Annotated in this window: 25 protein-coding genes; 14 read left to right on the top strand and 11 right to left on the bottom strand. The window is 71.2% G+C overall.

Annotated elements, in window-relative coordinates:
- The first annotated feature begins 76 nt into the window (after window positions 1-76).
- From tsaB to AC061S_RS38955, 5 genes are read left to right on the top strand one after another with little or no spacing between them, the layout of a single operon-like run.
- Window positions 77-739 (top strand): tRNA (adenosine(37)-N6)-threonylcarbamoyltransferase complex dimerization subunit type 1 TsaB, encoded by a 663-nt coding sequence (gene tsaB, locus AC061S_RS38975; RefSeq protein ID WP_478690608.1) that lies wholly within the window; start codon window positions 77-79, stop codon window positions 737-739.
- Window positions 740-768: 29 nt separating this feature from the next.
- The gene (gene rimI / locus AC061S_RS38970; RefSeq protein ID WP_478690614.1) at window positions 769-1,299 is read left to right on the top strand and encodes a ribosomal protein S18-alanine N-acetyltransferase; all 531 of its coding nucleotides are present in this window, start codon (window positions 769-771) and stop codon (window positions 1,297-1,299) included.
- Window positions 1,292-2,449, top strand: a complete 1,158-nt coding sequence (tsaD, locus tag AC061S_RS38965) for a tRNA (adenosine(37)-N6)-threonylcarbamoyltransferase complex transferase subunit TsaD (RefSeq protein ID WP_478690607.1) — start codon at window positions 1,292-1,294, stop codon at window positions 2,447-2,449. The genes rimI and tsaD overlap by 8 nt, the downstream gene beginning before the upstream one ends.
- Window positions 2,446-2,727 (top strand): hypothetical protein, encoded by a 282-nt coding sequence (locus AC061S_RS38960; RefSeq protein WP_478690606.1) that lies wholly within the window; start codon window positions 2,446-2,448, stop codon window positions 2,725-2,727. Before tsaD ends, AC061S_RS38960 begins: the two co-directional genes overlap by 4 nt.
- Before the next feature lie 53 nt (window positions 2,728-2,780).
- The gene (locus tag AC061S_RS38955; protein ID WP_478690605.1) at window positions 2,781-3,443 is read left to right on the top strand and encodes a hypothetical protein; all 663 of its coding nucleotides are present in this window, start codon (window positions 2,781-2,783) and stop codon (window positions 3,441-3,443) included.
- Here AC061S_RS38955 and AC061S_RS38950 read toward each other — a convergent pair.
- Window positions 3,423-4,601: a class I SAM-dependent methyltransferase gene (locus AC061S_RS38950; RefSeq protein ID WP_478690604.1), complete on the bottom strand. Its 1,179-nt coding sequence runs from the start codon at window positions 4,599-4,601 to the stop codon at window positions 3,423-3,425. The two genes, AC061S_RS38955 and AC061S_RS38950, sit on opposite strands and share 21 nt — an antisense overlap.
- Before the next feature lie 100 nt (window positions 4,602-4,701).
- On the opposite strand from AC061S_RS38950, the gene AC061S_RS38945 reads away from it, so the two are divergent.
- Window positions 4,702-5,667 (top strand): polysaccharide deacetylase family protein, encoded by a 966-nt coding sequence (locus tag AC061S_RS38945; RefSeq protein ID WP_478690603.1) that lies wholly within the window; start codon window positions 4,702-4,704, stop codon window positions 5,665-5,667.
- A gap of 64 nt (window positions 5,668-5,731) precedes the next feature.
- On the opposite strand, the gene AC061S_RS38940 is transcribed toward AC061S_RS38945, so the two are convergent.
- A complete protein-coding gene (locus AC061S_RS38940) occupies window positions 5,732-6,961 on the bottom strand; it encodes an RNA-guided endonuclease InsQ/TnpB family protein (RefSeq protein WP_478690602.1) in 1,230 nt (409 codons plus the stop codon).
- 143 nt (window positions 6,962-7,104) lie between these two features.
- On the opposite strand from AC061S_RS38940, the gene AC061S_RS38935 reads away from it, so the two are divergent.
- Window positions 7,105-7,989: a polysaccharide deacetylase family protein gene (locus tag AC061S_RS38935; RefSeq protein ID WP_478690601.1), complete on the top strand. Its 885-nt coding sequence runs from the start codon at window positions 7,105-7,107 to the stop codon at window positions 7,987-7,989.
- On the opposite strand, the gene AC061S_RS38930 is transcribed toward AC061S_RS38935, so the two are convergent.
- The 4 genes from AC061S_RS38930 to AC061S_RS38915 all read right to left on the bottom strand — a co-directional run bounded on the left by AC061S_RS38930 (window position 7,980) and on the right by AC061S_RS38915 (window position 12,824).
- Entirely contained in the window at window positions 7,980-9,401 is a 1,422-nt protein-coding gene (locus tag AC061S_RS38930; RefSeq protein ID WP_478690600.1) for an FtsW/RodA/SpoVE family cell cycle protein, read from the bottom strand. The two genes, AC061S_RS38935 and AC061S_RS38930, sit on opposite strands and share 10 nt — an antisense overlap.
- Window positions 9,389-10,627, bottom strand: coding sequence for an LCP family protein (locus AC061S_RS38925; protein ID WP_478690599.1), 1,239 nt, complete (start codon window positions 10,625-10,627; stop codon window positions 9,389-9,391). The genes AC061S_RS38930 and AC061S_RS38925 overlap by 13 nt, the downstream gene beginning before the upstream one ends.
- A 99-nt stretch (window positions 10,628-10,726) precedes the next feature.
- A complete protein-coding gene (locus AC061S_RS38920) occupies window positions 10,727-12,145 on the bottom strand; it encodes a sensor histidine kinase (protein ID WP_478690598.1) in 1,419 nt (472 codons plus the stop codon).
- Window positions 12,138-12,824, bottom strand: a complete 687-nt coding sequence (locus tag AC061S_RS38915) for a response regulator transcription factor (RefSeq protein WP_478690597.1) — start codon at window positions 12,822-12,824, stop codon at window positions 12,138-12,140. The genes AC061S_RS38920 and AC061S_RS38915 overlap by 8 nt, the downstream gene beginning before the upstream one ends.
- A gap of 673 nt (window positions 12,825-13,497) precedes the next feature.
- Here AC061S_RS38915 and groES point away from each other — a divergent pair.
- On the top strand, window positions 13,498-13,806 hold the full coding sequence (gene groES / locus AC061S_RS38910) for a co-chaperone GroES (protein ID WP_008739621.1): 309 nt from the start codon (window positions 13,498-13,500) through the stop codon (window positions 13,804-13,806).
- A 136-nt stretch (window positions 13,807-13,942) separates the two neighbouring features.
- Window positions 13,943-15,574 carry a chaperonin GroEL gene (gene groL / locus AC061S_RS38905; protein WP_478690596.1) on the top strand — a complete coding sequence of 544 codons (1,632 nt, stop codon included), beginning with the start codon at window positions 13,943-13,945 and terminating at the stop codon, window positions 15,572-15,574.
- Window positions 15,575-15,676: 102 nt separating this feature from the next.
- Here the strand turns inward: groL and AC061S_RS38900 are convergent, their stop codons facing one another.
- From AC061S_RS38900 to AC061S_RS38890, 3 genes are all read right to left on the bottom strand, one after another.
- A complete protein-coding gene (locus AC061S_RS38900) occupies window positions 15,677-16,375 on the bottom strand; it encodes an ester cyclase (protein WP_478690595.1) in 699 nt (232 codons plus the stop codon).
- 101 nt (window positions 16,376-16,476) lie between these two features.
- Window positions 16,477-17,250: an SDR family NAD(P)-dependent oxidoreductase gene (locus tag AC061S_RS38895; protein WP_478690594.1), complete on the bottom strand. Its 774-nt coding sequence runs from the start codon at window positions 17,248-17,250 to the stop codon at window positions 16,477-16,479.
- A 9-nt stretch (window positions 17,251-17,259) separates the two neighbouring features.
- Window positions 17,260-17,937 carry an MOSC domain-containing protein gene (locus AC061S_RS38890; protein ID WP_478690593.1) on the bottom strand — a complete coding sequence of 226 codons (678 nt, stop codon included), beginning with the start codon at window positions 17,935-17,937 and terminating at the stop codon, window positions 17,260-17,262.
- 79 nt (window positions 17,938-18,016) lie between these two features.
- Between AC061S_RS38890 and AC061S_RS38885 the strand changes: the two genes are divergently transcribed.
- Window positions 18,017-18,916 (top strand): LysR family transcriptional regulator, encoded by a 900-nt coding sequence (locus AC061S_RS38885; protein ID WP_478690592.1) that lies wholly within the window; start codon window positions 18,017-18,019, stop codon window positions 18,914-18,916.
- A gap of 205 nt (window positions 18,917-19,121) precedes the next feature.
- On the opposite strand, the gene AC061S_RS38880 is transcribed toward AC061S_RS38885, so the two are convergent.
- Entirely contained in the window at window positions 19,122-19,457 is a 336-nt protein-coding gene (locus AC061S_RS38880) for a WhiB family transcriptional regulator (protein ID WP_478690591.1), read from the bottom strand.
- A gap of 379 nt (window positions 19,458-19,836) precedes the next feature.
- Between AC061S_RS38880 and AC061S_RS38875 the strand changes: the two genes are divergently transcribed.
- From AC061S_RS38875 to AC061S_RS38860, 4 genes are all read left to right on the top strand, one after another.
- The gene (locus AC061S_RS38875) at window positions 19,837-20,448 is read left to right on the top strand and encodes a response regulator transcription factor (protein WP_003948568.1); all 612 of its coding nucleotides are present in this window, start codon (window positions 19,837-19,839) and stop codon (window positions 20,446-20,448) included.
- 370 nt (window positions 20,449-20,818) lie between these two features.
- On the top strand, window positions 20,819-21,448 hold the full coding sequence (locus tag AC061S_RS38870) for a sigma-70 family RNA polymerase sigma factor (protein WP_254382456.1): 630 nt from the start codon (window positions 20,819-20,821) through the stop codon (window positions 21,446-21,448).
- Window positions 21,449-21,573: 125 nt separating this feature from the next.
- Window positions 21,574-23,079 carry an IMP dehydrogenase gene (guaB, locus tag AC061S_RS38865; RefSeq protein WP_356507210.1) on the top strand — a complete coding sequence of 502 codons (1,506 nt, stop codon included), beginning with the start codon at window positions 21,574-21,576 and terminating at the stop codon, window positions 23,077-23,079.
- 145 nt (window positions 23,080-23,224) lie between these two features.
- Window positions 23,225-24,349 carry a GuaB3 family IMP dehydrogenase-related protein gene (locus AC061S_RS38860; protein ID WP_030298287.1) on the top strand — a complete coding sequence of 375 codons (1,125 nt, stop codon included), beginning with the start codon at window positions 23,225-23,227 and terminating at the stop codon, window positions 24,347-24,349.
- A gap of 79 nt (window positions 24,350-24,428) precedes the next feature.
- Here the strand turns inward: AC061S_RS38860 and AC061S_RS38855 are convergent, their stop codons facing one another.
- The gene (locus tag AC061S_RS38855; protein WP_478690590.1) at window positions 24,429-24,974 is read right to left on the bottom strand and encodes a hypothetical protein; all 546 of its coding nucleotides are present in this window, start codon (window positions 24,972-24,974) and stop codon (window positions 24,429-24,431) included.
- Window positions 24,975-25,238 lie beyond the last annotated feature (264 nt).

Raw genomic sequence — 25,238 nt, 5'->3', positions numbered from 1 at the left:
TGGTCCGAAGGTAGCAGCAGGGGTGCCCGCAGACCGGCCGCAAGGGCCGGGGGCCCCGGAGTCGTAGGCTGTTCGCGTGCTCTTGCTCGCTGTAGATACCGCCACGCCCGCCGTCACCGTCGCCCTGCACGACGGCGAGTCCGTCCTCGCCGAGTCGAACCAGGTCGACGCCCGCCGCCACGGGGAGCTCCTGCTGCCCTCCGTCGACAAGGTCCTCGCCGCGGCGGGGGTGAAGCTCGAAGCCGTCACCGGCATCGTCGTCGGCGTCGGCCCCGGCCCCTACACGGGACTGCGCGTCGGCCTCGTGACCGCGGCCACCTTCGCCTCCGTCCTCGGCGTGCCCGTCCACGGGCTCTGCACCCTCGACGGCCTGGCCTACGCGGCCGGCGCGGCCGGGATCGAGGGCCCCTTCACCGTGGCCACCGACGCCCGGCGCAAGGAGGTCTACTGGGCGCGCTACGAGGACCCCCGCACCCGGGCCGGCGAGCCCGCCGTGGACCGGCCGGCCGATATCGCCGAGCGCGTCGCCGGACTGCCCGCCGTCGGACAGGGCGCGCAGCTCTACCCGGAGGTCTTCACCGACGCGCGGGCCCCCGAGCACCAGAGCGCCGCCGCGCTGGCCGCCCTGGCCGCGGAGCGACTGGCGGCGGGCGAGGCTTTCCTGCCCCCGACCCCGCTCTACCTGCGCCGGCCCGACGCCGAGGTGCCCAAGAACTACAAGGTGGTCACCCCGCAGTGACAGCCACCTCAGCCGTCGTCCTGCGCGAGATGCGCTGGTGGGACATCGGGCCCGTGCTGGAGATGGAGCACGAGCTGTTCCCCGAGGACGCCTGGTCGGCCGGGATGTTCTGGTCCGAGCTCGCCCACGCCCGCGGCCCCGGCGCCACGCGCCGCTACGTCGTGGCCGAGGAGGCCGGCCGGCTGGTCGGCTACGCCGGGCTGGCCGCCGCCGGGGACCTGGCCGACGTACAGACCATCGCCGCGGCCCGCGACCAGTGGGGCACCGGGCTCGGCGCCCGGCTGCTGACCGATCTGCTGCGCGCCGCGACCGCGTTCGAGTGCGCCGAGGTGCTGCTGGAGGTGCGGGTCGACAACGTCCGGGCCCAGAAGCTCTACGCGCGCTTCGGCTTCGAGCCGATCGGCTTCCGGCGCGGCTACTACCAGCCCGGCAATGTGGACGCCCTCGTGATGCGCCGACTCTCCGACCCAGCGGCCCCCGCGGCCCCCTCCGATCCCGCGGACCCCGACTCCGCACTCCCCGACTCCGTACCCCTGCAAGGTGAGACGACCCATGGCTGACGAACCGCTCGTCCTCGGCATCGAGACCTCCTGCGACGAGACCGGCGTGGGCGTCGTCCGCGGCACCACGCTGCTCGCGGACGCCATCGCGTCGAGCGTCGACGAGCACGCCCGCTTCGGCGGGGTCGTGCCCGAGGTGGCCTCCCGCGCGCACCTGGAGGCGATGGTCCCCACCATCGAGCGCGCCCTGAAGGAGGCCGGGGTCAGCGCCCGCGACCTCGACGGCATCGCCGTCACCGCCGGCCCCGGCCTCGCGGGGGCCCTGCTGGTGGGCGTCTCCGCCGCGAAGGCCTACGCGTACGCACTGGGCAAGCCGCTGTACGGGGTGAACCACCTGGCCTCGCACATCTGCGTCGACCAGCTGGAGCACGGGCCGCTGCCCGAGCCGACGATGGCGCTGCTGGTCTCCGGCGGGCACTCCTCGCTGCTGCTGGCCCCCGACATCACCTCCGACGTACGGCCGCTCGGCGCGACCATCGACGACGCGGCGGGCGAGGCCTTCGACAAGATCGCGCGCGTCCTGCAGCTGGGCTTCCCCGGCGGCCCGGTCATCGACCGGCTCGCCCGCGAGGGGGACCCGAAGGCGATCGCCTTCCCGCGCGGGCTGACGGGGCCGCGCGACGCCCCGTACGACTTCTCCTTCTCCGGGCTCAAGACCTCGGTCGCCCGCTGGATCGAGGCGAAGCGCAAGGCGGGCGAGGACGTGCCGGTGCGCGATGTGGCGGCCTCCTTCCAGGAAGCCGTGGTGGACGTGCTGACCCGCAAGGCGATCCGCGCCTGCAAGGACGAGGGCGTCGACCACCTGATGATCGGCGGCGGTGTCGCGGCCAACTCCCGGCTGCGCTCGCTCGCCCAGGAGCGGTGCGACGACGCGGGGATCATCCTGCGGGTGCCGCGGCCAGGGCTGTGCACGGACAACGGCGCGATGGTGGCGGCGCTCGGCGCGGAGATGGTCAAGCGGAACAGGGCCGCCTCGGACTGGGACCTGTCGGCGGACTCCTCGCTGCCGGTGACCGACCCGCATGTTCCCGGCCATTCCCACGGCCATTCCCACGGGGACGGACACGGGGACGGCCACGGCCACGGACACGGTCATGCGCACGACCACGACCACGTGCACGAGCTGAGCAAGGACAACCTGTACTCGTGAGCACCATCGCGCTGATGTGGGAGGCCCGCGCCGTGCCCGGGCGGGCCAACGAGCTTCTGGAGTGGGCCCGTTCGCGGATCCTGGCCCAAGACCCGGTGAGGCGTGAGGTGTTCAGCGCCCCGCAGGACCGGGTGCTCGTCATCACCTGGTGGGAGACGTCCGAGGGGATCGGCGCGGAACTTCCCGAACTGCCGGAGCCCGCAGCCGATTTGATCACGCGGGCGGTCCACCGCTGGCGCTTCGAGTCGGTGGAGGTCGGAGGTCCGGGCGGAGGCTGAGTCTCCGCCCGGCGGCCCGCGGGACCCCGTGGCGGGCGGATATGGTCATGGGCATGCCCCGCCGTGACCTGCCGCCGCCGCCCCCTCCCGCTCACCTGCGCGCCTGGTTCGACGAGCACGCCGTACGCGCCGTACGGGCCGACCGCGCCCGGTTCCTGGGGGAGCTCGGGCGGCGCAGTCTGGGCTTCGGCCGGCTCATGCTCCTCTGGGCGGTCTCGGCGGTCTTCGCCCTGGGCTGGTCCTTCGTCGGCATGGCGCTGATGGCCATCGAGACGCACGAGCCGCTCGCGTACCTCTTCGGCCTGATCTTCGCCGTGCTCGGCGTGGGCGTGCTGATACCGGCCGGGTTCTGGTTCGCCTGGGGCGCCAAGCGGGACCGGCAGGTACGCCGGCTGCTGTGTGCCTGGGCGGAGTTGGACCGGGACCCGTCCGTGGACGCGGCCGTACGGGCGCCCGGGCGCAGCCTGACCTGGCTGCTGGCCTCCTTCGCCCTGGGCGGGCTCGGACTCTGGGTGACCTTCGGGTCGGCGGCGTCGGCCCGGCCCGGAGCCGACACCTACGGCGAGGTCGCCTACACCATGGGCCTCGGCATGATCCTGTGGGTCACCGCCCTGCTGGGCCTCGGCAAGGCGGGCGCGCACTACCGGTGGGCGCTGCGCGTCTTCGGGGGAGCGGTCCGGCAGCCCGGCGGGCCGTCAGGGGCGGGCGGTCGGTGAGCCGATCAGCATCGAGGGGGCCCCGGCGACCCGGGTCAGGAACACCGTGGCCGAGTTCGGCCCCTGCGGCTTCACCTTCTTGCGCAGCTCCTCGGGCTCGATCGCGGAGCCGCGCTTCTTCACCGTGAGGATGCCGACCCCGCGCTCGCGCAGCAGCGCCTTGAGCTTCTTCAGCCCGAACGGCAGGGCGTCGGTGATCTCGTACGAGGTCGCGTACGGGGTCTCGCGCAGCTCGTCGGCGGTGATGTAGGCGATGGTCGGGTCGATCAGCCGGCCGCCGAGCTGCTCGGCGACCTCGGCGACGAGGTGGGCCCGGATGACGGCGCCGTCGGGCTCGTAGAGGTAGCGGCCGACGGGTCCGGCCTCGGGGTCGGGCAGCGGATCGGCGGTGGCCAGCGCGCGGGGGCCGGGCAGCAGGGTGGCGCGGATCTCGCCCGGCGCCGTCCCGAACCACAGCACCGCCTCCTTCACGTCCCCCTGGTCGGAGATCCACTCGGCCTGGGCCTCGGCGGGCACCGCCTCGTGCGGGATCCCCGGGGCGATCTTGATGGCGGCGACCTTCGCCGCGCGGGCGGTGGCGATCGCCCAGGACAGCGGCGGCGAATAGGACTCCGGATCGAAGATCCGGCCCCGTCCGCCCCGGCGGGCCGGGTCGATGAAGACGGCGTCGTAGCCCGCGGTGTCGACCTCCGTTACATCGGCCTCCCGGACCTCGATCAGGTCCTCCAGCCCCAGCGCCGCCGCATTGGCGCGCGCGACGGCGACGGTCAGCGGATCGTGGTCCACCGCCAGGACGCGGATGCCGAGCCGGGCCAGGGCGAGGGCGTCGCCGCCGATCCCGCAGCAGAGGTCCGCGAGGCTCCGTACGCCCAGGGCGGCGAGCCGCTCGGCGCGGTACGCGGCCACCGAGGCGCGGGTGGCCATCTCCCCGCCGCCGGGGGTGAAGTACATCCGGTGGGCGTCCTCGGCCCCGAACTTCGCCACCGCGCGCTGCCGCAGCCGGGCCTGTCCGAGGGCTGCGGAGACCAGTGCGGCGGGGTGGTCGCGGCGCAGCCGGGTGGCGACGGCCAGCTCCTGGGCGGGGTCGTAGTCCCGGAGCGAGTCGAGGAGGGCGTGGCCCTCGGGGGCGAGGAGCGCGGCGAAGTCTTCGGGGGTCACGGGTCCATTGTCGGCCACGGTGGGCCACCCGGAGGAAGGTCGGATTCCCTGCGCGGTGTCGGCCGGGGCGCGTGCGTCGCTGGTGTAAAGATGCCCAACTATGCAGCTAGTCCGACAAACGGAAGATAAGACGCAACACGGTCACCGGATCGCGGCAGTCGCGCGCGGCCGGTTGGGTACGGCCGCGATGGCCGCACTGCTCGTCGCCGCACTCGGCACGGGGTGCGGAGCCGGCGGCTCCGAAACGCCGGACAAGGCCGCCAAGGCGAAGGCCGCCGCGGGCGCCGCCGGCGAACAGGCCGGCGCGGCCGGCGCGCTCGGCACGTACGCCGAGAGGCTGAAGGCCCTCCAGCAGGCGAGGGTGGTCGCCGCGAAGAAGTGGGGCCTGGCCAAGCCGCCGCTCGTCGCTCCGCAAGCGCCCAAGGAGAAGCCGGAGATCACCACCCGCGACGGCTTCGAGGTCGAGGGCCAGGACGAGCTGCCCCCCGTCTTCACCACCGTCCCCACGGAGGAGAAGGTCGTCTTCCTGACGATCGACGACGGGGCCGAGAAGGACCCCGAGTTCCTGAAGATGATGCAGGAACTGAAACTCCCGTACACCGCCTTCCTGAGCGACTACCTGGTCCGGGACGACTACCCGTACTTCAAGGAGATGCAGGCGGCGGGCGTCACGCTGAACAACCACACGCTCAACCACCGCTACATGCCGGCGCTCTCGTACGAGAAGCAGCGCCAGGAGATCTGCGGACAGCAGGACACGATCGAGAAGACGTTCGGCAAGCGGCCGACGCTCTTCCGGCCGCCCTACGGGAACTACAACGAGGACACGCTGCGCGCGGCCAAGTCCTGCGGGATCAAGGCCGTTCCGCTGTGGAACGAGGAGGCCTTCCCGAACCGGATGGACTGGCGGGAGTGGGACAAGGACCTGCACCCCGGCGACATCATCCTCACGCACTTCCGGGGCAAGGAGGACTGGAAGGGCAGCATGACTGACATGATCCGTCACGTCATGAAGACCGTCACGGACAAGGGTTATGCCGTGGCCCGCTTGGAGGATTACTTTTGAGTCCTCCCCTCCCTGGAAGAGGAGAGGATTCCTCACTCTCCAGGGCTGATCGGGGATTTCTGGCTCAGGCAGCCACTTGGGGCAGTGCCCCAGGTGGTCTTGTGCCCTCAGCACCAGCCGGGTTGAGACCAGCCCGGACCAGCATGACGTGTGCGGAGTTCTTGTCCCTGGGGGACACGGCTCCGCACGCGGTGCAGGTGTAGGTTCGTTCCGAGAGAGGTAGTGCGTGCTTGGTTCTCGCTCCGCATTGTGCGCAGTCCATGGTGGTGTGCGCGGGGTGGACAAGGTGCACGGTCCGGCCGTGCTTGCGGCCCATCTGGACAAGGGCCGTCTTCATCGCGGAGATCGCCGCGTCGGCAGCCTTGCGGGCCATGGTGGACTTGGCGAGGAACTTCGGGCGGAAGTCCTCAACCGCCAGGGCGTCATGGTCGCGGACGACGGCCTTGGCCCACTTGCGGCCGGTGTCCTGGCGTTGCCGGGCCACCTTCTTGTGCAGCTTCGCGACTTGCTTCTTCGCCGCCTGATAGCCCTTCGACCCGGGCTTGCCCTTCGCCGGTTTCCGGCGGGCCATCATCCGCTGATAGCGCGCGAGGCCGGCGGCGGCCTTCTTGCCGTGCTCGGCATGCGGCAGGTCGTGGTCGTCGCTGGTGGTGGTCGCGGTCTCCTTCACGCCCCAGTCGATACCGATCACCGCGCCGGTCTTCGCAAGCGGCTCGACCTCGGCGGGGACGACGAACGAGCAGTACCAGTGCCCGAGACTGTCCTGATACACGCGCACGCTGGACGGATCGGCCGGAAGGTTCCGCGACCACACCACCGTCAGGGCGATCCCGCCCGCCAGGTACAGGCGGCCATCCTTCAACCGAAAACCGCGCTTGGTGTAGTTGAGGGACGGCAGCGATTCCCGCTTCTTCTTCCACTTCGGCATACCGGCCCGCTGCCGCACCGGGAGCCGGTCGTTGATGTCCTTCTGCGCCTTGGCGCGGGACTTCCCGAAATCCCGGATCAACTGCTGCTGCACAACCGAGGACCCGTCCCGCAGCCAGGCGTTCCGGGCGCGGGCTTCGGTCAGCATCTTGTCGAGCTGCGCCGGGCCGCAGGTCCGCTTGTCCGTCCCCTCGGGCCGGCCCTTGTTCCACAGGTGCGTCTGCTTCGACTTCGCGCAGGACTCGTTCCAGATCCACCGGCACCGGTCCCACTCCGCCGTCAAGGCGGCGAGCGCGGTAGACGACACGCGCACGCGGAAGGCCCACCGGGCATGCCCGGTATCCCCCACCAACGCTGTCGTCACCATCCCAACAACCTAACCCCGGCCACTGACAACAACCGAAAGAGCGGGCCAGATCAGATGCGAACCGACCTCCGGCGCTCCACGCCTCCGCCCCAAGAACCCATCCATCCCCGGCCTGAAGGCCAGGGCGTCCTGGGAGAAAACAGGTGAAGCACGCGCGCCGGTTCACAGCCGGAACGCTGACGGCCGGCGCGCTCGCGCTGTCCCTGACGGGGTGCGGGGACAGCGTGGACCCCATCGAGCGGCTGGGGCGCAAGACCACGGAGGCCAGGGCGACTCCGTCGCCCTCGGGGGCGGCCTCCCCCTCCGCCGTGGCCAAGGGATCGACGGCCGCGGCGGACGAGGCGTACAAGAAGTGGGGCCTCAGCGGCCCCCTCCAGTACGCGCCCAAGCCGGCCGTCAAACCCCAGATCCCGCCGGCCGGGGCGGGCCGGGTCCAGGTCGTCGACCGAATACCCGTCCCGGCGGACGACAAGGTCGTCTTCCTGACGTTCGACGACGGCGCGGAGAAGAGCCCCGAGTTCCTGAAGATGGCGGCCGATCTGAAGCTGCCGATCAGCATGTTCCTGACGGACGACATCGCCTCGTCGGACTACGGCCACTTCGAAGAGCTCCGCGACAACGGCTCCGACAGCACGATAAACAACCACACCCTGACGCACCCGAATCTCCGGACCCTGTCCTTCGAGGCACAGAAGAAGGAGATATGCGGGCAGCAGGACCGCCTGGAGACGCGCTTCGGCAAGCGGCCGACGCTCTTCCGGCCGCCGTACGGCAACCACAACGACGACACCCACAGGGCCGCGCACGCGTGCGGGATATCCCAGCTCCTCCTGTGGCGCGTGTCGATGCAGATCAACAACTTCCAGTACGCCGAGGGCTCCGCCCTCAAGCCGGGTGACATCATCCTGGCCCACTTCCGCGGCCCCTCCGAGCTGAAGGGCACGACGGAGACCGAGATGACGACCCGGATGCTCCGGCGGATACAGGAGCAGGGCTACCGGATCGGCCGCCTGGAGGACTATCTGTAAGGCGCGGCGGGGTGGAGTTCGGGCCCGGCCTGCGGCGTGATCGTCGTTTCCGCCGGGCCCCGGGCGTCCGCCTCGCGTTGTCGTTCGGTGCTGTCGGAGATGCGCAGCAGCAGGGCGATCATGATCCAGTTGGCCAGGAGGGACGAGCCGCCCGCGGCCAGGAAGGGCAGGGCCTTGCCCGTCAGCGGGATCAGCCCCGTGACGCCGCCCGCCACCACGAAGACCTGGAGCGCCAGGGCCGACGAGAGGCCCACCGCCAGCAGCTTGCCGAAGGGGTCGCGGGCGCCCAGCGCCATCCGCAGCCCGCGCTGCACGAGGAGCGCGTAGAGGATCAGGACGGCCATGACCCCGGCCAGGCCGAGCTCCTCGCCCACCGTCGTCAGGATGAAGTCGCTGCGGCCCGCGAACTTGATCAGCTCGGGATGGCCCATGCCGAGGCCCGTGCCGGAGATCCCGCCCGTGCCGAAGCTGAACAGCGCCTGCGCCGACTGGTCCGAGATGACGCCCGGCGGCCGGTCCTTCCAGTAGTACGACAGCGGGTTCAGCCAGGCGGCCACGCGGGCCTTGACGTGCGGTTCCGTCATGCCCACCACGAAGGCGCCCGCCGAGGCGAGGACCAGGCCGCAGACGATCCAGCTCGTGCGTTCCGTGGCCACGTAGAGCATGACCACGAAGACGCCGAAGAAGATCAGCGAGGTGCCGAGGTCGCGCTCGAAGACCAGCACGAGCAGCGAGATGATCCACACCGTGATGAGGGGGCCCAGCTGGCGCATCGGCGGCAGCCGCATGCCCAGGAACTTGCGGCCCGACAGGGCCAGCGAGTCCCGGTGGATCACCAGGTAGCCCGCGAAGAACACCGCGATCATGATCTTCACGAACTCGCCGGGCTGCACCGAGAGCCCGCCGAACTTGATCCAGCGCTTCGCCCCGTAGGTGTCCGCGCCGAAGAAGGCGGGCGCGATCAGCGCCACCAGCGCCACGACCATCGTGATGTAGATGAACCGCTGGAGCAGCCGGTGGTCGCGCAGCAGCCCCAGCACCGCGATGCAGGCCGCGACACCGACCACCGTCCACATCAGCTGGCCGGGCGCCACCGCCGGAGAGTTGTACCGGTCCAGGTACCCCTGGTCGAGGCGGTGCAGCAGCACCAGCCCCAGCCCGGTCAGCAGCAGGGCGAGCGGGAAGATCAGCGGATCCGCGTACGCCGCGAACCGGCGCACGGCCAGGTGCCCCACCAGCGCGAGCAGCGTCATGCTGACCACGAAGCCGGTGAGGCCGGCCGGGAGCTCGTCGTTCATCGCCAGGCCGGCGCTGATGTGGCCGGAAATGGTCACGGCGAGGACGAGGACGAGCAGCAGTGCTTCCGTGCGGCGGCGCGCGCCCGCCGAGGTCAGGGGTTTCAGTCCACGCACGGGACGCCGCCGCCATCGATGGCGGGGGTGCCGCTGCTGCTCCGGGACGGTGCGGGCGCGGGGGCCGGCGCGGAGTTCGCGGAGCCCTTCGGGGAGCCCGGGGCGGAGCCCTGCGGTGTGGAGGGCGTGCCCGGTGAGGAGGGAGCGGCGCCAGGCGCGCTCGGGCTCGCAGTGGCCCCGGGCCCGATCCGCTCGGCTATGAACCGCTTTATATTCATATCATCTACGACGTTTATTTCGGCGCCGTGGTTCCTGTCGAAGCCCTCGATGGGAAGGGTCACAAACTCCACGTTGCCCCCGGACAGGTTCTTCGCCTGCTTCACGAACGACAGCAGGTCCCACCCCTGATCGGTGACGACGTCCTGCTTCGCCGAGTCGATCAGCTTCATCAGCTTCACCGGATCGGTGAAGGTCCCGGCCTGGTTCAGCTTGTACGTGGCCCCCGCCAGGAACGCCTGCTGCCGCTTCGTCCGGTCCAGGTCGCCCATGGCCAGGCCGTGCCGCTGCCGTACGAAGGCCAGCGACTGCTGCCCGTCGAGCGTCTGCCGCCCCGCCCGGAAGTCGGCCCCCGAGTAACCGTCCTTCACCGGCTTGTTCAGGCACACCGGTACGCCGCCCAGCGCCCCCGCGAGATGGTAGAAACCGGCCAGGTTCAGCTCGGCGAAGTGGTCGATCGGCACGCCCAGGAAGGTGCGCACCGTCTCCAGCTCCGCCTTGCGCCCCGCCTCGCGGCCCTCGCGCTCCAGCCGGCGCCGGTCCTTGACCCCCTGGGCGGCGAGCTGGTCCTCGACCTTGGCCTTCGCCCGCCCGTAGGCCTCCTTGATCTTGGCCTTGCCGGTGAACCCGGGCACGCCGTGCAGCTCCACGAAGTCGTCGCGGGGCACCGAGAAGGCCTTCGCCCTGCCCCCGTCGCCGGGGACGTGCACCAGGATCAGGGTGTTGGTGTTGTAGCCGCCGACTTCGGAGCTCGCGCCCGCGTGCAGCTTGTCGAGGACCGCCGGCGGGAGGTCGTCGCCGTTCTGGTCCCGGCGGCTGTCCAGACCCATCAGCAGGATGTTCACGTCGCCGGACTTCGACTTCTCGGCGCCTTCCAGCGCCTTGGAACTGCCGATGCTGGAGGCGAGGTCGTCGTACAGGTACCAGGCGGTCGCCCCCGCGAGCACCACCAGGGCGCAGCCGGACGCCAGCAGGGTGCGGGCGAGCCTGCGCCTGCGGGACGCGGGCATCGGTGGCTTTTGTTCCCGGGTCTTCCTGCGGTGGGCGCTCATGCCTGTCGATGCTGGGGGAGCGCTGCTGAAGGAACCCTGAGGGTCCTGAAGGCGCCTTCAGGGGCCGGCGCGGCCGAATCGGGCCGAGGCGGGCACGCGCAGCACCATCCGGGCGCCCCCGCCGGGCGCCGGGAGCGCGCGGACCTCGCCGCCGTGCGCCCGGGCGATCTCCCGGGCGATGGCCAGCCCCAGTCCGGTGCCGCCGCCGGCCCGGCCCCGGTCCGCGTCCAGCCGTACGAACCGCTCGAAGACCCGGTCCCGGTCCGCCTCCGGGATGCCCGGCCCGTCGTCCGCAACCTCCAGCAGCGCCCAGCCGTCCTCGGCCGAGGCCCGGACCACCACCCCGGTACGGGCGTACCGCAGGGCGTTGTCCACCAGGTTGGCCAGCGCCCGCTCCAGCCGCGCCGGATCCCCGGCCGCCGGTACGGGAACCCGGGCGTCCAGCCGTAGCGGGACCCGGGGCTCCGGGCGCCGCGCCGCGTCCTCGGCGGCCAGCAGCGCGAGGTCCACCGGCTCGGTGCGCGGCGCGGGCCCGCCGTCCAGCCGGGCCAGCAGGAGCAGATCGGCCGCGATGGCCTGCAGCCGCTCGGTATCCGCCAGTGCGGCCGCCACCGACTCCCGGTCGGGGTCCCGCAGCGCCACCTCCAGCCGGGACCGGACGGCCGCGAGGGGGTTGCGCAGCTCGTGCGAGGCGTCGGCGGTGAACTGCCGCTGCCGGGCATCGCTGCGCTCCAGCCGGTCGAGCGTGTCGTTGACCGCCCGGGCCAGCTGCGCGATCTCGTCGGCGCCGCCCGGGTCCGGGACCCGCCGGTCCAGCTCGCTCCCGGTGACCGCCGCCAGCCCGGTGCGGATCGCGGTGACGGGGCGCAGCGCGTGGCCCGTCACCCACCAGGCCAGCAGCGCCGAGAAGGCGATCAGCGGGGGCGCGCCGGCCAGCAGGCCGAGCGCGACGGCCCGGTTGGCGTCGTCGACGTCGCCGAGCACGGTCGCGGCGTAGACGGTGTGCGGGTCGTGCGCCCCCGGCGGGCCGGGTGCGTCCACGGTGACCACCACGCGCCGCTGTGCGCCGGGGCGCGCGGGCGGCAGGACGGCCGACCGCACGTCCCGGCCGGGGGCGGGGCTCAGCTCCGTGAGCTCCGGCGTGTCCTTCAGGTCCCCGCTGGTGGCCACGACCGTGCCGGCCGCGTTCCGTACGAGGACCAGGTCGACCCCGCCCTCGGGCGCGGGCAGCCGGCCGCCGGCCGGGAGGCTCCCGGTGTCGTACTGGGCGGCCACCTTGCGGGCGGCGAGCTCGGTGCGGCCGGTGGTGTTCTCGATGAGGTTGGCGCGCAGGAGGGTGTAGAGCCACAGCCCGCCGGCGGCCAGGACGGCGGCCATCGCGAGGGCGGCGGCCGCGGCGGCGCGGGCGCGGAGGCCGCCGAGGCGGCGGGGCCGGGGGCGGGGCCCGGGTCCGCGTCTGCGTCCGGGATCAGCCACCGTCGGGGGCCATCCGGTAGCCGGTGCCGTGCACGGTGAGGATCGAGCGGCGGCCGAAGGGGGCGTCGATCTTCCGGCGGAGCGAGGAGACGTACACCTCGACGATGTTCGGGTCGATGCCGTGCGGGGTGTCCCAGACCTCGTCGAGGATGTCCTGCTTGGCGACGGCCCGGCCGGGCTGCTCCATCAGGCAGCCCAGGACGCCGAGCTCGCGGGCGGTCAGCTCGATCTCGTGCGAGCCGCGGCGGCAGCGGCGGCCGGGGGCGTCGAGGACGAGGTCGCCGGCCTGCAGGACGGCGGGCCGGGCCTCGCCGGCGGCGGTGCGGCGGGTGAGGGCGCGGAGGCGGGCGGCGAGGACGACGAAGGAGAACGGTTTCGTCAGGTAGTCGTCGGCGCCCGAGTCCAGGCCCTCGGCCTCGTCGTACTCGCCGTCCTTGGCGGTCAGCATCAGCACGGGGGTGGCGACGCCGTGGGACCGCATCCGGGTGCAGATCTCGTAGCCCGAGAGGCCGGGGAGCATCAGGTCGAGGAGGACCACGTCGTACGGGCCTCCGGTGAGGGCCAGGTCCAGCCCGCGGTGGCCGTCGTGGGCGAGGTCGATCCAGTGGCCGTCGGCGGAGAGGCCGCGCCGCAGTGCATCGGCGAGGCTGACTTCGTCTTCGACGACCAGGATCCGCATGCCCCAAGCCTCACATACCGGGCACCACACCTTCTTGACGCGGAGCTTGCACCGCTCGGCCCTGGCGGGCCTCCCGGGCTTCGCCCCGCTGCGCCGAACTCCGTCCGGCGGTGGCCGGTCGGAGTGCTCGCCACCGCCGTCCCGACGTGGGGCCGGTGGGCGGGTGCGGCTGGTCCGCCCTGCGGGGCGAAGTCCCCTACCCGCCCTTCGCCCGTTCCCCGGGCGCTGCCCGGACCCTCCTGGGGCCCGCCCCAGACCCCGCGCCTCAAACGCCGGCGGGGCTGGATTTGGGCCGGTGTCGGCCCGCGTGTGCGCGCAGCGCACCCTGGCGGGCTGGATTGCCCGTAGGGCAATTTCAGCCTCGCCGGCGTTTGAGGCGCAGGGGTCCGGGGACTGGTCCCCGGCAGCGGCGGCGCGCGTGGAACGGGGGTTCGGGGGCACCCCGAGGGTGCGGGATCCGGGGCGCGCCCAGGCGGCCCCGGCTGCGAAACCAGCGGCGCGTATTGGCACTCCGCTTGACCGAGTGCTAATCCCCGGAATAGTCTCGCGTCTGGCACTCGCCCCTGGTGAGTGCCAACACAGCGACAGGCAGATCCGGCACCCGCGACGACGGATCGACCTGGTCGCCACCTCAGACAGTTAACCCCGGATCTCCGAAGGGGGAGGTCAGATCGTGACGACCACCAGCTCCAAGGTTGCCATCAAGCCGCTTGAGGACCGCATTGTGGTCCAGCCGCTCGACGCCGAGCAGACCACGGCCTCCGGCCTGGTCATCCCGGACACCGCGAAGGAGAAGCCCCAGGAGGGCGTCGTCCTCGCGGTTGGCCCGGGTCGCTTCGAGGACGGCCAGCGTCTCCCGCTGGACGTCACCGTCGGCGACGTCGTCCTGTACTCCAAGTACGGCGGCACCGAAGTGAAGTACAACGGCGAGGAGTACCTCGTCCTCTCGGCCCGCGACGTGCTCGCGATCGTCGAGAAGTAATCACTTCTCCAGTTTTGCTTTGAGCTACGCCCCTGGTCACCCCTGCTGATGCCGGGCGGCGAGGGGCGTAGTTCGTTCTAGACAGGCGGTCGCGGTGAGCGGCCGGGGATAGCAACGAGAGGGCTGAACCGCTCCCATGCCGAAGATTCTCAAGTTTGACGAGGACGCCCGTCGCGCCCTTGAGCGTGGCGTCAACAAGCTTGCCGACACCGTCAAGGTGACGATCGGCCCCAAGGGCCGCAACGTCGTCATCGACAAGAAGTTCGGCGCTCCCACCATCACGAACGACGGTGTCACCATCGCGCGTGAGGTCGAGCTCGACGACCCGTACGAGAACCTTGGCGCGCAGCTCGTCAAGGAGGTCGCGACCAAGACCAACGACGTCGCGGGCGACGGCACCACCACCGCCACCGTCCTGGCGCAGGCGCTGGTCCGCGAGGGTCTGCGCAACGTCGCCGCGGGTGCTTCCCCGGCCGCCCTGAAGAAGGGCATCGACGCCGCCGTCAAGGCCGTGTCCGAGGAGCTCCTCGCGACCGCCCGTCCGATCGAGGACAAGTCCGACATCGCCGCCGTGGCCGCGCTCTCCGCGCAGGACCAGCAGGTCGGCGACCTCATCGCCGAGGCGATGGACAAGGTCGGCAAGGACGGTGTCATCACCGTCGAGGAGTCCAACGCCTTCGGCCTGGAGCTCGAGTTCACCGAGGGCATGGCCTTCGACAAGGGCTACCTGTCCCCGTACATGGTCTCCGACCAGGAGCGTATGGAGGCCATCCTCGATGACCCGTACATCCTGATCAACCAGGGCAAGATCTCCTCCATCCAGGACCTCCTGCCGCTGCTCGAGAAGGTCATCCAGGCCGGCGCCTCCAAGCCGCTCCTGATCATCGCCGAGGACGTCGAGGGCGAGGCGCTCTCCACCCTCGTCGTCAACAAGATCCGTGGCACCTTCAACGCCGTCGCCGTCAAGGCGCCCGGCTTCGGTGACCGCCGCAAGGCGATGCTCCAGGACATGGCCACCCTCACCGGTGCCACCGTCATCGCCGAGGAGGTCGGCCTCAAGCTCGACCAGGCCGGTCTGGACGTACTGGGCTCCGCCCGCCGCGTCACGATCTCCAAGGACAGCACCACCATCGTCGACGGTGGCGGCTCCTCCGACGAGGTCCTCGGCCGCGTCAACCAGATCAAGGCCGAGATCGAGTCGACCGACTCGGACTGGGACCGCGAGAAGCTGCAGGAGCGCCTGGCGAAGCTCGCCGGCGGCGTCTGCGTCATCAAGGTCGGCGCCGCCACCGAGGTGGAGCTCAAGGAGAAGAAGCACCGTCTCGAGGACGCCATCTCGGCGACCCGCGCCGCGGTCGAGGAGGGCATCGTCTCCGGCGGTGGCTCCGCCCTCGTCCACGCCGTGAAGGTGCTGGAAGGCAACCTCGGCCTGTCGGGCGACGAGGCCACCGGTGTCGCGGTCGTGCGCCGCGCCGCCGTCGAGCCGCTGCGCTGGATCGCCGAGAACGCCGGCCTCGAGGGCTACGTCATCACCGCGAAGGTCGCCGAGCTCGACAAGGGCCAGGGCTTCAACGCCGCCACCGGCGAGTACGGCGACCTGGTCAAGGCCGGCGTCATCGACCCGGTCAAGGTCACCCGCTCCGCGCTGGAGAACGCCGCTTCCATCGCGTCCCTGCTGCTCACGACCGAGACCCTGGTCGTCGAGAAGCCGGCCGACGACGAGGGCGACGCCGGTCACGGCCACGGTGGCCACGGCCACAGCCACTGACCTCGTCAGTAAGCACGAGTAGGCACAAGTAGCACGGCAAAGCCCCGGTCACCGCTGCCAAGCGGTGGTGACCGGGGCTTTCCCGTTCTGCTTCACCGTCTGTTATCCGGGCATCATGCCCATCTGGCGCATCAGGCCCGGGGCGTCGTAGTACCACCAGTCCTCGGCGATCTGGCCGTTCTCGATCCGGCAGGTCGTACAGCCCGACATGCTGAATTCCTTGCCCGTCGGCGCGACCCCCATGAACTCGCCCTTGTGGGTGCCCTTCCAGTCCCACAGCGTGGTGACGCAGTCGCCTTCGGCGATCTGACGCGTCATGTCGATGCTCATGTCGAAGGCGCCCCGCCACATGCCGACGGTCTTGCGGATGCCCTCGCGGCCGTTGCCCTCGCCGGCGCTCTCCATGATGTCGTGAGTGGTGTAGTCGGCCGCGATGCAGTCCTCGACGGCGTCGAAGTTGCCCTTGCTCAGGACCTCCTCGAAGAAGCGGTTCACGACGAGCTTGTTGAGGTACTCGTCGCGGACCACGTCGAGGTTCATGAACTTCGGCATTCCGTCGCAGAGCGCCACCATCTCCTGGAACATCCGGTCGGTCTCCGGGAGCTGAGAGTTCCTCATGGCCTCTTCGTACGAGGGGAATTCGACGAGGTCCACGTAGTGGGTCTTGGAGTCGCGGTCCTTGCCGATGAGGGTGTGGGTGACCGTGCGCTTGCCGGCGGTCTGCTCGGCATAGCGGTCGATGAGACTGTTCATCTCGTCGAAGCGCTTGGTCTCATAGTCGATCACTTGTACGAATGTCATCGCGTCGCCTCCCGCGCTGGATGGGACACATCCAGTCTAGGGAGATTTCACCCATATGCCGCGTTTACCCACGGGTCGCCACGGCCCGGCTACTGGGGCCGCTACTGGGGCCCGTACTTGCGCCCCGTACGCGAGGACACCCCGCCCAGCAGCCCCCGCGGGGTCAGCTTCACCACGCCCATCAGCGCCTTGTACCGCGGGTCCGGGATCGACACCGTCTTGCCCCGCGCCAGGTCGGCCAGGGCCGCCGCCACCAGCTTGTCGGCGTCGAGCCACATCCAGCCGGGGATGTTGTCCGTGCCCATGCCGGCCCGCTCGTGGAACTCGGTGCGCACGAAGCCCGGGCACAGCGCCATCAGCCGTACGCCCGAGCCGGCCAGGTCCTTGGCCGCGCCCTGGGTGAACTGCACGACCCAGGCCTTGCTCGCCCCGTAGGTCCCGCGCGGCAGGAAGGCGGCCACCGAGGCCACGTTGATCACGCCGCCGCGTCCGCGCGAGCGCATCGGCTCCACCGCCGCCGAGGTCAGCCGCAGCACGGCCTCGATGTGGACCTTCAGCATGGTGAGCTCGTCGGCCATGGAGACTTCGAGGTAGCGGCCCTTGTTGCCGAAGCCCGCGTTGTTCACCAGCAGGTCCACCGGGTGCTTGCGGTCGGCGAGGCGCTCCTCGACCGCCGTGATGCCCTCCTCGGTGGAGAGGTCGGCGGTCAGCACCTCGGCCTCGATGCCGTGCCGGTCGTGCAGCTCGGTGGCCTGCTCGCCGAGCCGCTTGGTGTCCCGGGCTACCAGGACGAGGTTGTGCCCCTGGGCGGCGAGCCGCCGGGCGAAGGCGGCGCCGATGCCCGCCGTGGATCCCGTAATCAACGCAGTCGTCATAGGCGCAACCTAGTCGCCCCGCTTCCCGTACTTCTCCACGTGGGCCAGCGCCTTGTCCCGGGCCTCCGGCTCCAGGGCGTCGCCCGCCGCCAGCGTGCGCGGCAGCAGATCCCGGTCGGTGGTGAAGGCGCGGAACCAGAACTCCACCGTGACCTCGTGGTCCGGGCGGTGCACGACCTCGATGGGGTCGCCGGGGGAGACCGAGCCCTCCCGCAGGACCCGCAGGTAGGCGCCCGGCCGGGCCTCCCGGGTGAACCGCTTGACCCAGGCCTTCTCGTCGAGCATCCCCTGGAAGGTCCGGCACGGGATGCGGGCCGAGGCCACCTCCAGGAGCAGGTCGGGGCCGACCCGCCAGCGCTCGCCGAGCAGCGCGCCGTTCACGTCGAGGCCGGAGGTGGTGAAGTTCTCGCCGAAGATCCCGCCGGGCAGTTCGCGGCCGAGCTCGCCCTCCCACCACTCCAGGTCCTCGCGGGCGTACGCGTACACGGCCTGGTGGTCCCCGCCGTGATGGCGCAGGTTGCAGACGTCGTCCCCCTCGACGCCGCTCGCGCCGACTCCCTTGGGGCCCGGCGCGAAGACCCGTACGGGGCCCGGTGCGGGGATCTTGCCGTGACCGGTCAGCCCGTCCTCGGCGTCGGTGTAGTCGACGGCCGTCGCGCGGCCGAGGTTCACGGAGATCAGATGCATGGCTCCACGCTAACCGAGCCGCCCCAAAGTGGCTGGTGAATATTCGCGCCGACATCAAAGCACCCCTTATGCTCGAAGGGTGATCGAGGCACGCCATCTCCGAGTTCTGCGCGCTGTCGCCGGAACCGGGTCCTTCTCCGCCGCCGCCCGCGAGCTCGGCTGCACCCAGCCGGCCGTATCCCAGCAGATGAAGGCGCTGGAGCAGTCCGCCGGTACCCCGCTGCTGATCCGCACCGGGCGCGAAATGCGCCTCACCCAGGCGGGTGAGGCGCTGGTCCGGCACGCCGCCGGAATCCTCGCCGGTCTGACGGCCGCCGAGGAGGAGGTCGCGGCCATCGCCGGGCTGCGGGCCGGGCGCGTCCGGCTGGTCTCCTTCCCGAGCGGCAGTTCCACCCTGGTGCCGACCGCGCTCGCGGCGATGCGCGCCGAGCATCCCGGGACCCGGATCTCGCTGGTCGAGGCGGAGCCGCCGCGCTCGGTGGAGATGCTGCGCGAGGGCGACTGCGATCTCGCGCTGGCCTTCCGCTACGGCGGCGCCTCCGGGCCGGCGGCCGAGTGGGAGGACCTCGTGGTCCGGCCGCTGCTGACCGACCGGCTCGTCGGACTGGTGCCCGAGGGGCACCGGCTCGCGGGCGCGGAGCGGGTGGGCATGGCGGAGCTGGCCGACGAGCCCTGGATCGCGGGCTGTCCGCGCTGCCGCCGCCATCTGGTGGAGGTGTGCGAGGCCGTCGGCTTCACCCCGCGCATCGACTTCGCCACCGACGACTACCCGGCCGTGGTCGGCCTGGTCGGGGCCGGGCTCGGGGTCGCGGTGCTGCCGGAGCTCGCGGTGGAGTCCGTACGGGCCAAGGGCGTGAGCACCCTCGTCGTGGAACCGGCCGTCGAGCGGGAGGTCGTCGCGCTGACCCTGCCCGACCTGGCCCGGGTCCCGGCGGTGGCCGCGACCCTGGCCCAGCTGGAGCGGGCCGCCCGGCGCTGACGGTCCGGCCACCCGGCCCGTCGGCACCGGCGTTCCGCCGCCGGACGGGGCCGCCACGCGAAGGACCGTACGGAGGTACGGCCGGTCGGGTGGCAGCCCGGTCCGGTACGCGACACGCCCGTGCGTGCCGATGCTGCGTGTGCCGGTGCTGCGTGTGCCGATGATTCGAGGAAACGTTCCTTCGGTCGTTTCGTGTGAAGCCCGCTCAGTGCGGAGCGATCGGCGTGCTCGGTCCGATCGCGCTCGTCGCCGGGATCAGGCGATGGCGGGCGCGGCCCATCAGTTCTTCGCGTTCGTCCTCGGTGAGGCCGCCCCACACCCCGTAGGGCTCGCGGACGGCGAGTGCGTGCGCGGCGCATTCCGAACGCACCGGGCATCGCATGCAGACCTCTTTAGCCGAGGCCTCGCGCGCGCTCCTGGCCGCGCCCCGCTCACCTTCCGGGTGGAAGAAGAGGGAGCTGTCGACCCCGCGACAGGCAGCCAGCAGCTGCCAGTCCCAGAGGTCGGCGTTCGGTCCGGGGAGGCGGGAGAAATCTGCCATTGGTAGTCCTCTTGGTGCCGGTACTGAGGCGGATACGGTCCATGTCTCCACACCTACTGTCGTAGTAGATGTAAATATGACTCATTGGGAATCTAGCCTCAGACATGCGCCAAACGGAAGGAAAGCCGCCAAATAGGGCATAACGCCAGATGGAGGACACGCGGCGAGTGGCTCCTGCCTTGTGTTCGCTTCCTCACGTAGAGTGCCGAACGTGTCCGTCCGACCCGTAACTCTTTCGAGTGACCATCGTTGAGAGTGCGAAGGCGGTTGAACCAAGAAGTTCTCGGACAGGTGTCCGGGGGCATCGACCGCACAGGTGACGATACGTACCAGCCTGGAGGCTCAAGGTGACGCGCATCAGCAGCTGCGGAGGGCGGTCATGACATCCGTCCTCGTCTGCGACGACTCCCCGCTTGCCCGAGAGGCGCTCCGTCGCGCGGTTGCCACCGTGCCCGGCGTCGAGCGTGTGACGACGGCTGCCAACGGCGAGGAAGTCCTCCGCCGCTGGGGTGCCGACCGCTCCGACCTGATTCTGATGGATGTACGGATGCCCGGGCTCGGCGGTGTGGAGACGGTTCGCCGGCTGCTCTCGGCCGACCCCGGCGCCCGCATCATCATGCTGACGGTCGCCGAAGACCTGGACGGCGTGGCCCTCGCGGTCGCCGCCGGCGCCCGGGGGTACCTGCACAAGGACGCCTCGCGCGCCGAACTGCGGGCCACGGTCACCCAGGCCCTCGCCGACCCGACCTGGAGGCTGGCCCCGCGCCGGCTCCGCTCGGCCGAGATGGGCGCCGCGCCCACGCTCACCGCGCGGGAGATCCAGGTGCTGGAGGGCATGAGCCACGGCCGGTCCAACGCGGAGATCGGGCGCGAGCTCTTCCTCTCCGAGGACACGGTCAAGACGCACGCCCGCCGGCTGTTCAAGAAGCTGGGTGCGTCCGACCGGGCGCACGCCGTGGCGCTCGGGTTCCGCTGGGGCCTGGTCCGCTGACCGCGCGACCGCCGGCCCTCACCGGCCGGCGGTGCCGCGGGCGGGTCGGTACCCCCGCCGGCCCGGGTCACTCGGTCCCGGCCGCCCTCCGGAATCTCGCGCCGTCCGATCCGCCGCACCCGGGTGCGCACCGGGGATTGACGGTGCACAATCCGGGGGACGTGTCGCTTCGGGCGCGATGCCGCATGCTTGAGGGTGTGGCGCATCCCGGAGATGTCGCCGCGGGGACGATTCGGCCGAGCGGGAGGGGAGGGCCCAGAGCATGAGTTCCGGTGCACCCACCCCGCACAACCCGTCGACGCATAACGCTTCGACGTACAACACGGGCCGCAGTGCCGCGAATGCTCCGGCACCAAGGCACCATGGATTGATGCGCGACGACGAGGCCCCGGGGTCACCCGCGACCACAGGCGGCAGCGGCGCCTCCAGGAACAGCGGCGACGGTACCGTCAGCGCGCTCGTACGCCGTGCGGTCGAGGGCGACGAGCAGGCCACCCACGATCTGCTCGCCTTCGTGCACCCCCTGGCCATCCGGTACTGCCGCTCCCGCCTGTCGCGACTTCCGGGTGACGCTCGTCACTTCGTCGAGGACCTGGCGCAGGAGGTCTGCGTCGCCGTCCTGATGGCGCTGCCGCGCTACCGCGACACCGGGCGCCCCTTCGAGGCCTTCGTCTTCGCCATCGCCGCGCACAAGGTCGCCGATCTGCAGCGGGCCGCCATGCGCCATCCGGGCAGTACGGCCGTGCCCTCCGACGAGATGCCGGAACGGCCCGACGACTCCCTGGGCCCCGAGGAGCGGGCGCTGCTGAGCAGCGACGCCGCCTGGGCCAAGAAGCTGCTCGCCAACCTTCCGGAGAACCAGCGCGAGCTCCTCGTCCTGCGCGTGGCCGTCGGGCTCACCGCCGAAGAGACCGGGCAGATGCTCGGAATGTCCCCCGGGGCGGTGCGCGTCGCCCAGCACCGGGCGCTGAGCCGGCTCCGTGCGCTCGCCGAACAGTAGGCCGTACGGGTTTTTTCCCGTAGGAAGCTACGAACCTTGCCCTTGATCTTGGTCGTGGAATGAGACGCGTCGGGATCCCGTTAGCATGGACATCCGCGCTGAGCAAGACCATCTTGGAAGGTGTCATGACTGTGAACGCCGACGGAGTGCCCGACAAATTCGCCACGCTCGGCCTCACGTATGACGATGTGCTGCTGCTCCCCGGGTCCTCGGACATGTCCCCGGACGCCATCGACACGTCCTCGCTCATCTCCCGCAACGTCCGCGTGAACGTCCCGCTGCTCTCCGCCGCCATGGACAAGGTCACCGAGGCCCGGATGGCCATCGCGATGGCCCGCCAGGGCGGCGTCGGCGTTCTGCACCGCAACCTCTCCATCGCCGACCAGGCCAACCAGGTGGACCTGGTCAAGCGCTCCGAGTCCGGCATGGTCACCGACCCGATCACGGTGCACCCCGACGCGACCCTGCGCGAGGCCGACGAGCTCTGCGCCAAGTTCCGGATCTCCGGCGTCCCGGTCACCGACCCGGCGGGCAAGCTGCTCGGCATCGTCACCAACCGCGACATGGCCTTCGAGTCGGACCGCAGCCGCCAGGTGCGCGAGGTCATGACCCCGATGCCGCTGGTCACGGGCAAGGTGGGCATCTCCGGCGTGGACGCCATGGAGCTGCTGCGCCGCCACAAGATCGAGAAGTTGCCGCTCGTCGACGAGTCCGGCCACCTCAAGGGCCTCATCACGGTCAAGGACTTCGTCAAGGCCGAGAAGTACCCGAACGCCGCCAAGGACAAGGACGGCCGGCTGCTCGTCGGCGCGGCCGTCGGTGTCGCGGGCGACGCGTACGAGCGGGCCCAGGCCCTGATCGAGGCGGGCGCCGACTTCATCGTCGTCGACACCGCCCACGGCCACTCCCGCCTCGTCGGCGACATGGTCTCCAAGATCAAGTCGAACTCGACGGTCGATGTCATCGGCGGCAACATCGCCACCCGCGACGGCGCCCAGGCCCTCATCGACGCCGGCTGCGACGGCATCAAGGTCGGCGTCGGCCCCGGCTCCATCTGCACCACCCGCGTCGTCGCCGGCATCGGCGTTCCGCAGGTCACCGCGATCTACGAGGCCTCGCTGGCCGCCAAGGCGGCCGGTGTGCCGGTCATCGGCGACGGCGGCCTGCAGTACTCCGGCGACATCGCGAAGGCGCTCGTCGCGGGCGCCGACACGGTGATGCTCGGCTCGCTGCTCGCGGGCTGCGAGGAGTCCCCGGGCGAGCTGCTGTTCATCAACGGCAAGCAGTTCAAGTCGTACCGCGGCATGGGCTCGCTCGGCGCGATGCAGTCCCGCGGTGACCGCAAGTCCTTCTCCAAGGACCGCTACTTCCAGGAGGGCGTGGGCGGCGACGACAAGCTCATCCCCGAGGGCATCGAGGGCCAGGTCCCGTACCGCGGCCCGCTCTCCGCGGTCGTGCACCAGCTCGTCGGCGGCCTGCGCCAGTCGATGTTCTACGTCGGCGGCCGCACGGTGCCGGAGCTCCAGGACCGGGGCCGGTTCGTCCGCATCACCTCGGCGGGGCTCAAGGAGAGCCACCCGCACGACATCCAGATGACCGTCGAGGCGCCGAACTACAGCCGCAAGGGCTGATCCGAGCAGCTCAGGAGGGGCGGGCCCGTACGGGCCCGCCCCTCCTGCGTGCCGGGCGGGTGCGTCCGTACAGCGGTCACCGGAACGCGGCGCGCCGGGGTTCGGGGATACTGGACGGGCAGACCCAGAGGAAAGGCCACCACACGTGACTGAGATCGAGATCGGGCGCGGCAAGCGCGGCCGCCGGGCGTACGCGTTCGATGACATCGCCATCGTCCCCAGCCGCCGTACCCGGGACCCGAAGGAGGTCTCGATCGCCTGGCAGATCGACGCCTACCGCTTCGAGCTCCCGTTCCTGGCCGCCCCCATGGACTCGGTCGTCTCCCCGCAGACCGCCATCCGCATCGGCGAGCTCGGCGGCCTCGGCGTGCTGAACCTCGAAGGCCTGTGGACCCGGTACGAGGACCCGCAGCCGCTGCTCGACGAGATCGCGGAGCTGGACGAGGAGTCCGCCACCCGCCGTCTCCAGGAGATCTACTCCGCCCCCATCCAGGCGGACCTGATCCGTCAGCGCATCAAGGAGGTGCGCGACTCCGGCGTCGTCACCGCCGCCGCGCTCTCCCCGCAGCGCACGGCCGAGTTCTCCAAGGCCGTCGTCGACGCGGGCGTGGACATCTTCGTGATCCGCGGCACCACCGTGTCGGCGGAGCACGTCTCCGGCGCCGCGGAGCCGCTGAACCTCAAGCAGTTCATCTACGAGCTCGACGTCCCGGTCATCGTGGGCGGCTGCGCCACCTACACCGCGGCCCTGCACCTGATGCGGACCGGCGCGGCCGGCGTCCTGGTCGGCTTCGGCGGCGGCGCCGCGCACACCACGCGCAACGTGCTGGGCATCCAGGTCCCGATGGCCACCGCCGTCGCCGACGTGGCCGCGGCCCGCCGCGACTACATGGACGAGTCCGGCGGCCGCTACGTGCACGTCATCGCCGACGGCGGCGTGGGCTGGTCCGGCGACATCCCGAAGGCCGTCGCCTGCGGCGCCGACGCCGTGATGATGGGCTCCCCGCTGGCCCGTGCCACCGACGCGCCCGGCAAGGGCAACCACTGGGGCATGGAGGCCGTCCACGAGGACGTGCCGCGCGGCAAGAAGGTCGACCTCGGCACGGTCGGCACCACCGAGGAGATCCTCACCGGCCCGTCGCACTCCCCGGACGGCTCGATGAACATCTTCGGCGCGCTGCGCCGCTCGATGGCCACCACCGGCTACAGCGAGCTCAAGGAGTTCCAGCGGGTCGAGGTCACCGTCGCGGACTCCCAGCACCGCCGCTGAGGCCCGTCCCGCACCGCCTGAGGCCCGGCTCCCCCTGTGGGAAGCCGGGCCTCAGGCGTGCCGGGGTACGGGCCAGGGGTCAGGCGGCCTTGCGGGCCGACTGGAAGGCGGTGTAACCGCCGAGGGCGAGGAAGAGGTACGTCATCGGGCCCGCGGTTTCCTTCCAGGCGTCGACGAGCAGGGAAGTGCCGAGGTCGAGCACGTCGAGGGTGCCCACGCCGAGCTCGTCCGCACCGATCATGGCGATGCCGAGGATCTGGCCCGCGAACACGGCGGCCAGCGAGAGCACGGCGCTGAGCACCGGCAGGAGGGGGTTGGCCCCGCCGAGCTTGCCGGCGGCGAAGCCGACAGCGGCGCCGACGGCGACGGCCGCGAAGCCGATCTGGTACTCGGTCAGGCCGATGATCGTGCCGTAGACGGCGGCGGTGACCAGGGCGGCGCCCACGGCCGCGGCGATCCCGAGGCCCACGTTGGCGGGGCGCGCCGGGGCCGGGGCCTGGGCCTGCAGGAAGTCGGCGCCGGACGGGCCCGGGTAGCGGTAGTCGGCCGGGGCGGCGGTGGTGTCGCTCGCGGGGCCCGCGGGGGTCGAGGCGTCGGGTGCGGGCGGCTGGGACTGCTGGCTCATGGAGAAATCCCCCCAGGGATTTTGGGCACACGGGGCCGCCACGGCTGACGTGGGGGGTGTATGCACGAGATAAGTCGCCGCAGGCTAGCAGCAGCCTGCGACATCCGTGGAGGGCTTTCGGGCGGGCGCCGCACGGCCTAGATGATTGATTCCAAGGGGTAGCTGTACGGACGCGAGGGTGCCCACTCTCAGTTTGTGACGACCGAGATAGACACCCTCGCAACTGCACTGTACGTGCGGGTCGATGACCTTTTGAAGGCTTCG

This window comes from Streptomyces sp. CA189, from assembly GCF_056428985.1.
Note: the sequence above shows the minus strand (reverse complement) of the source record. Positions and strands in the feature narration are given on the sequence as shown.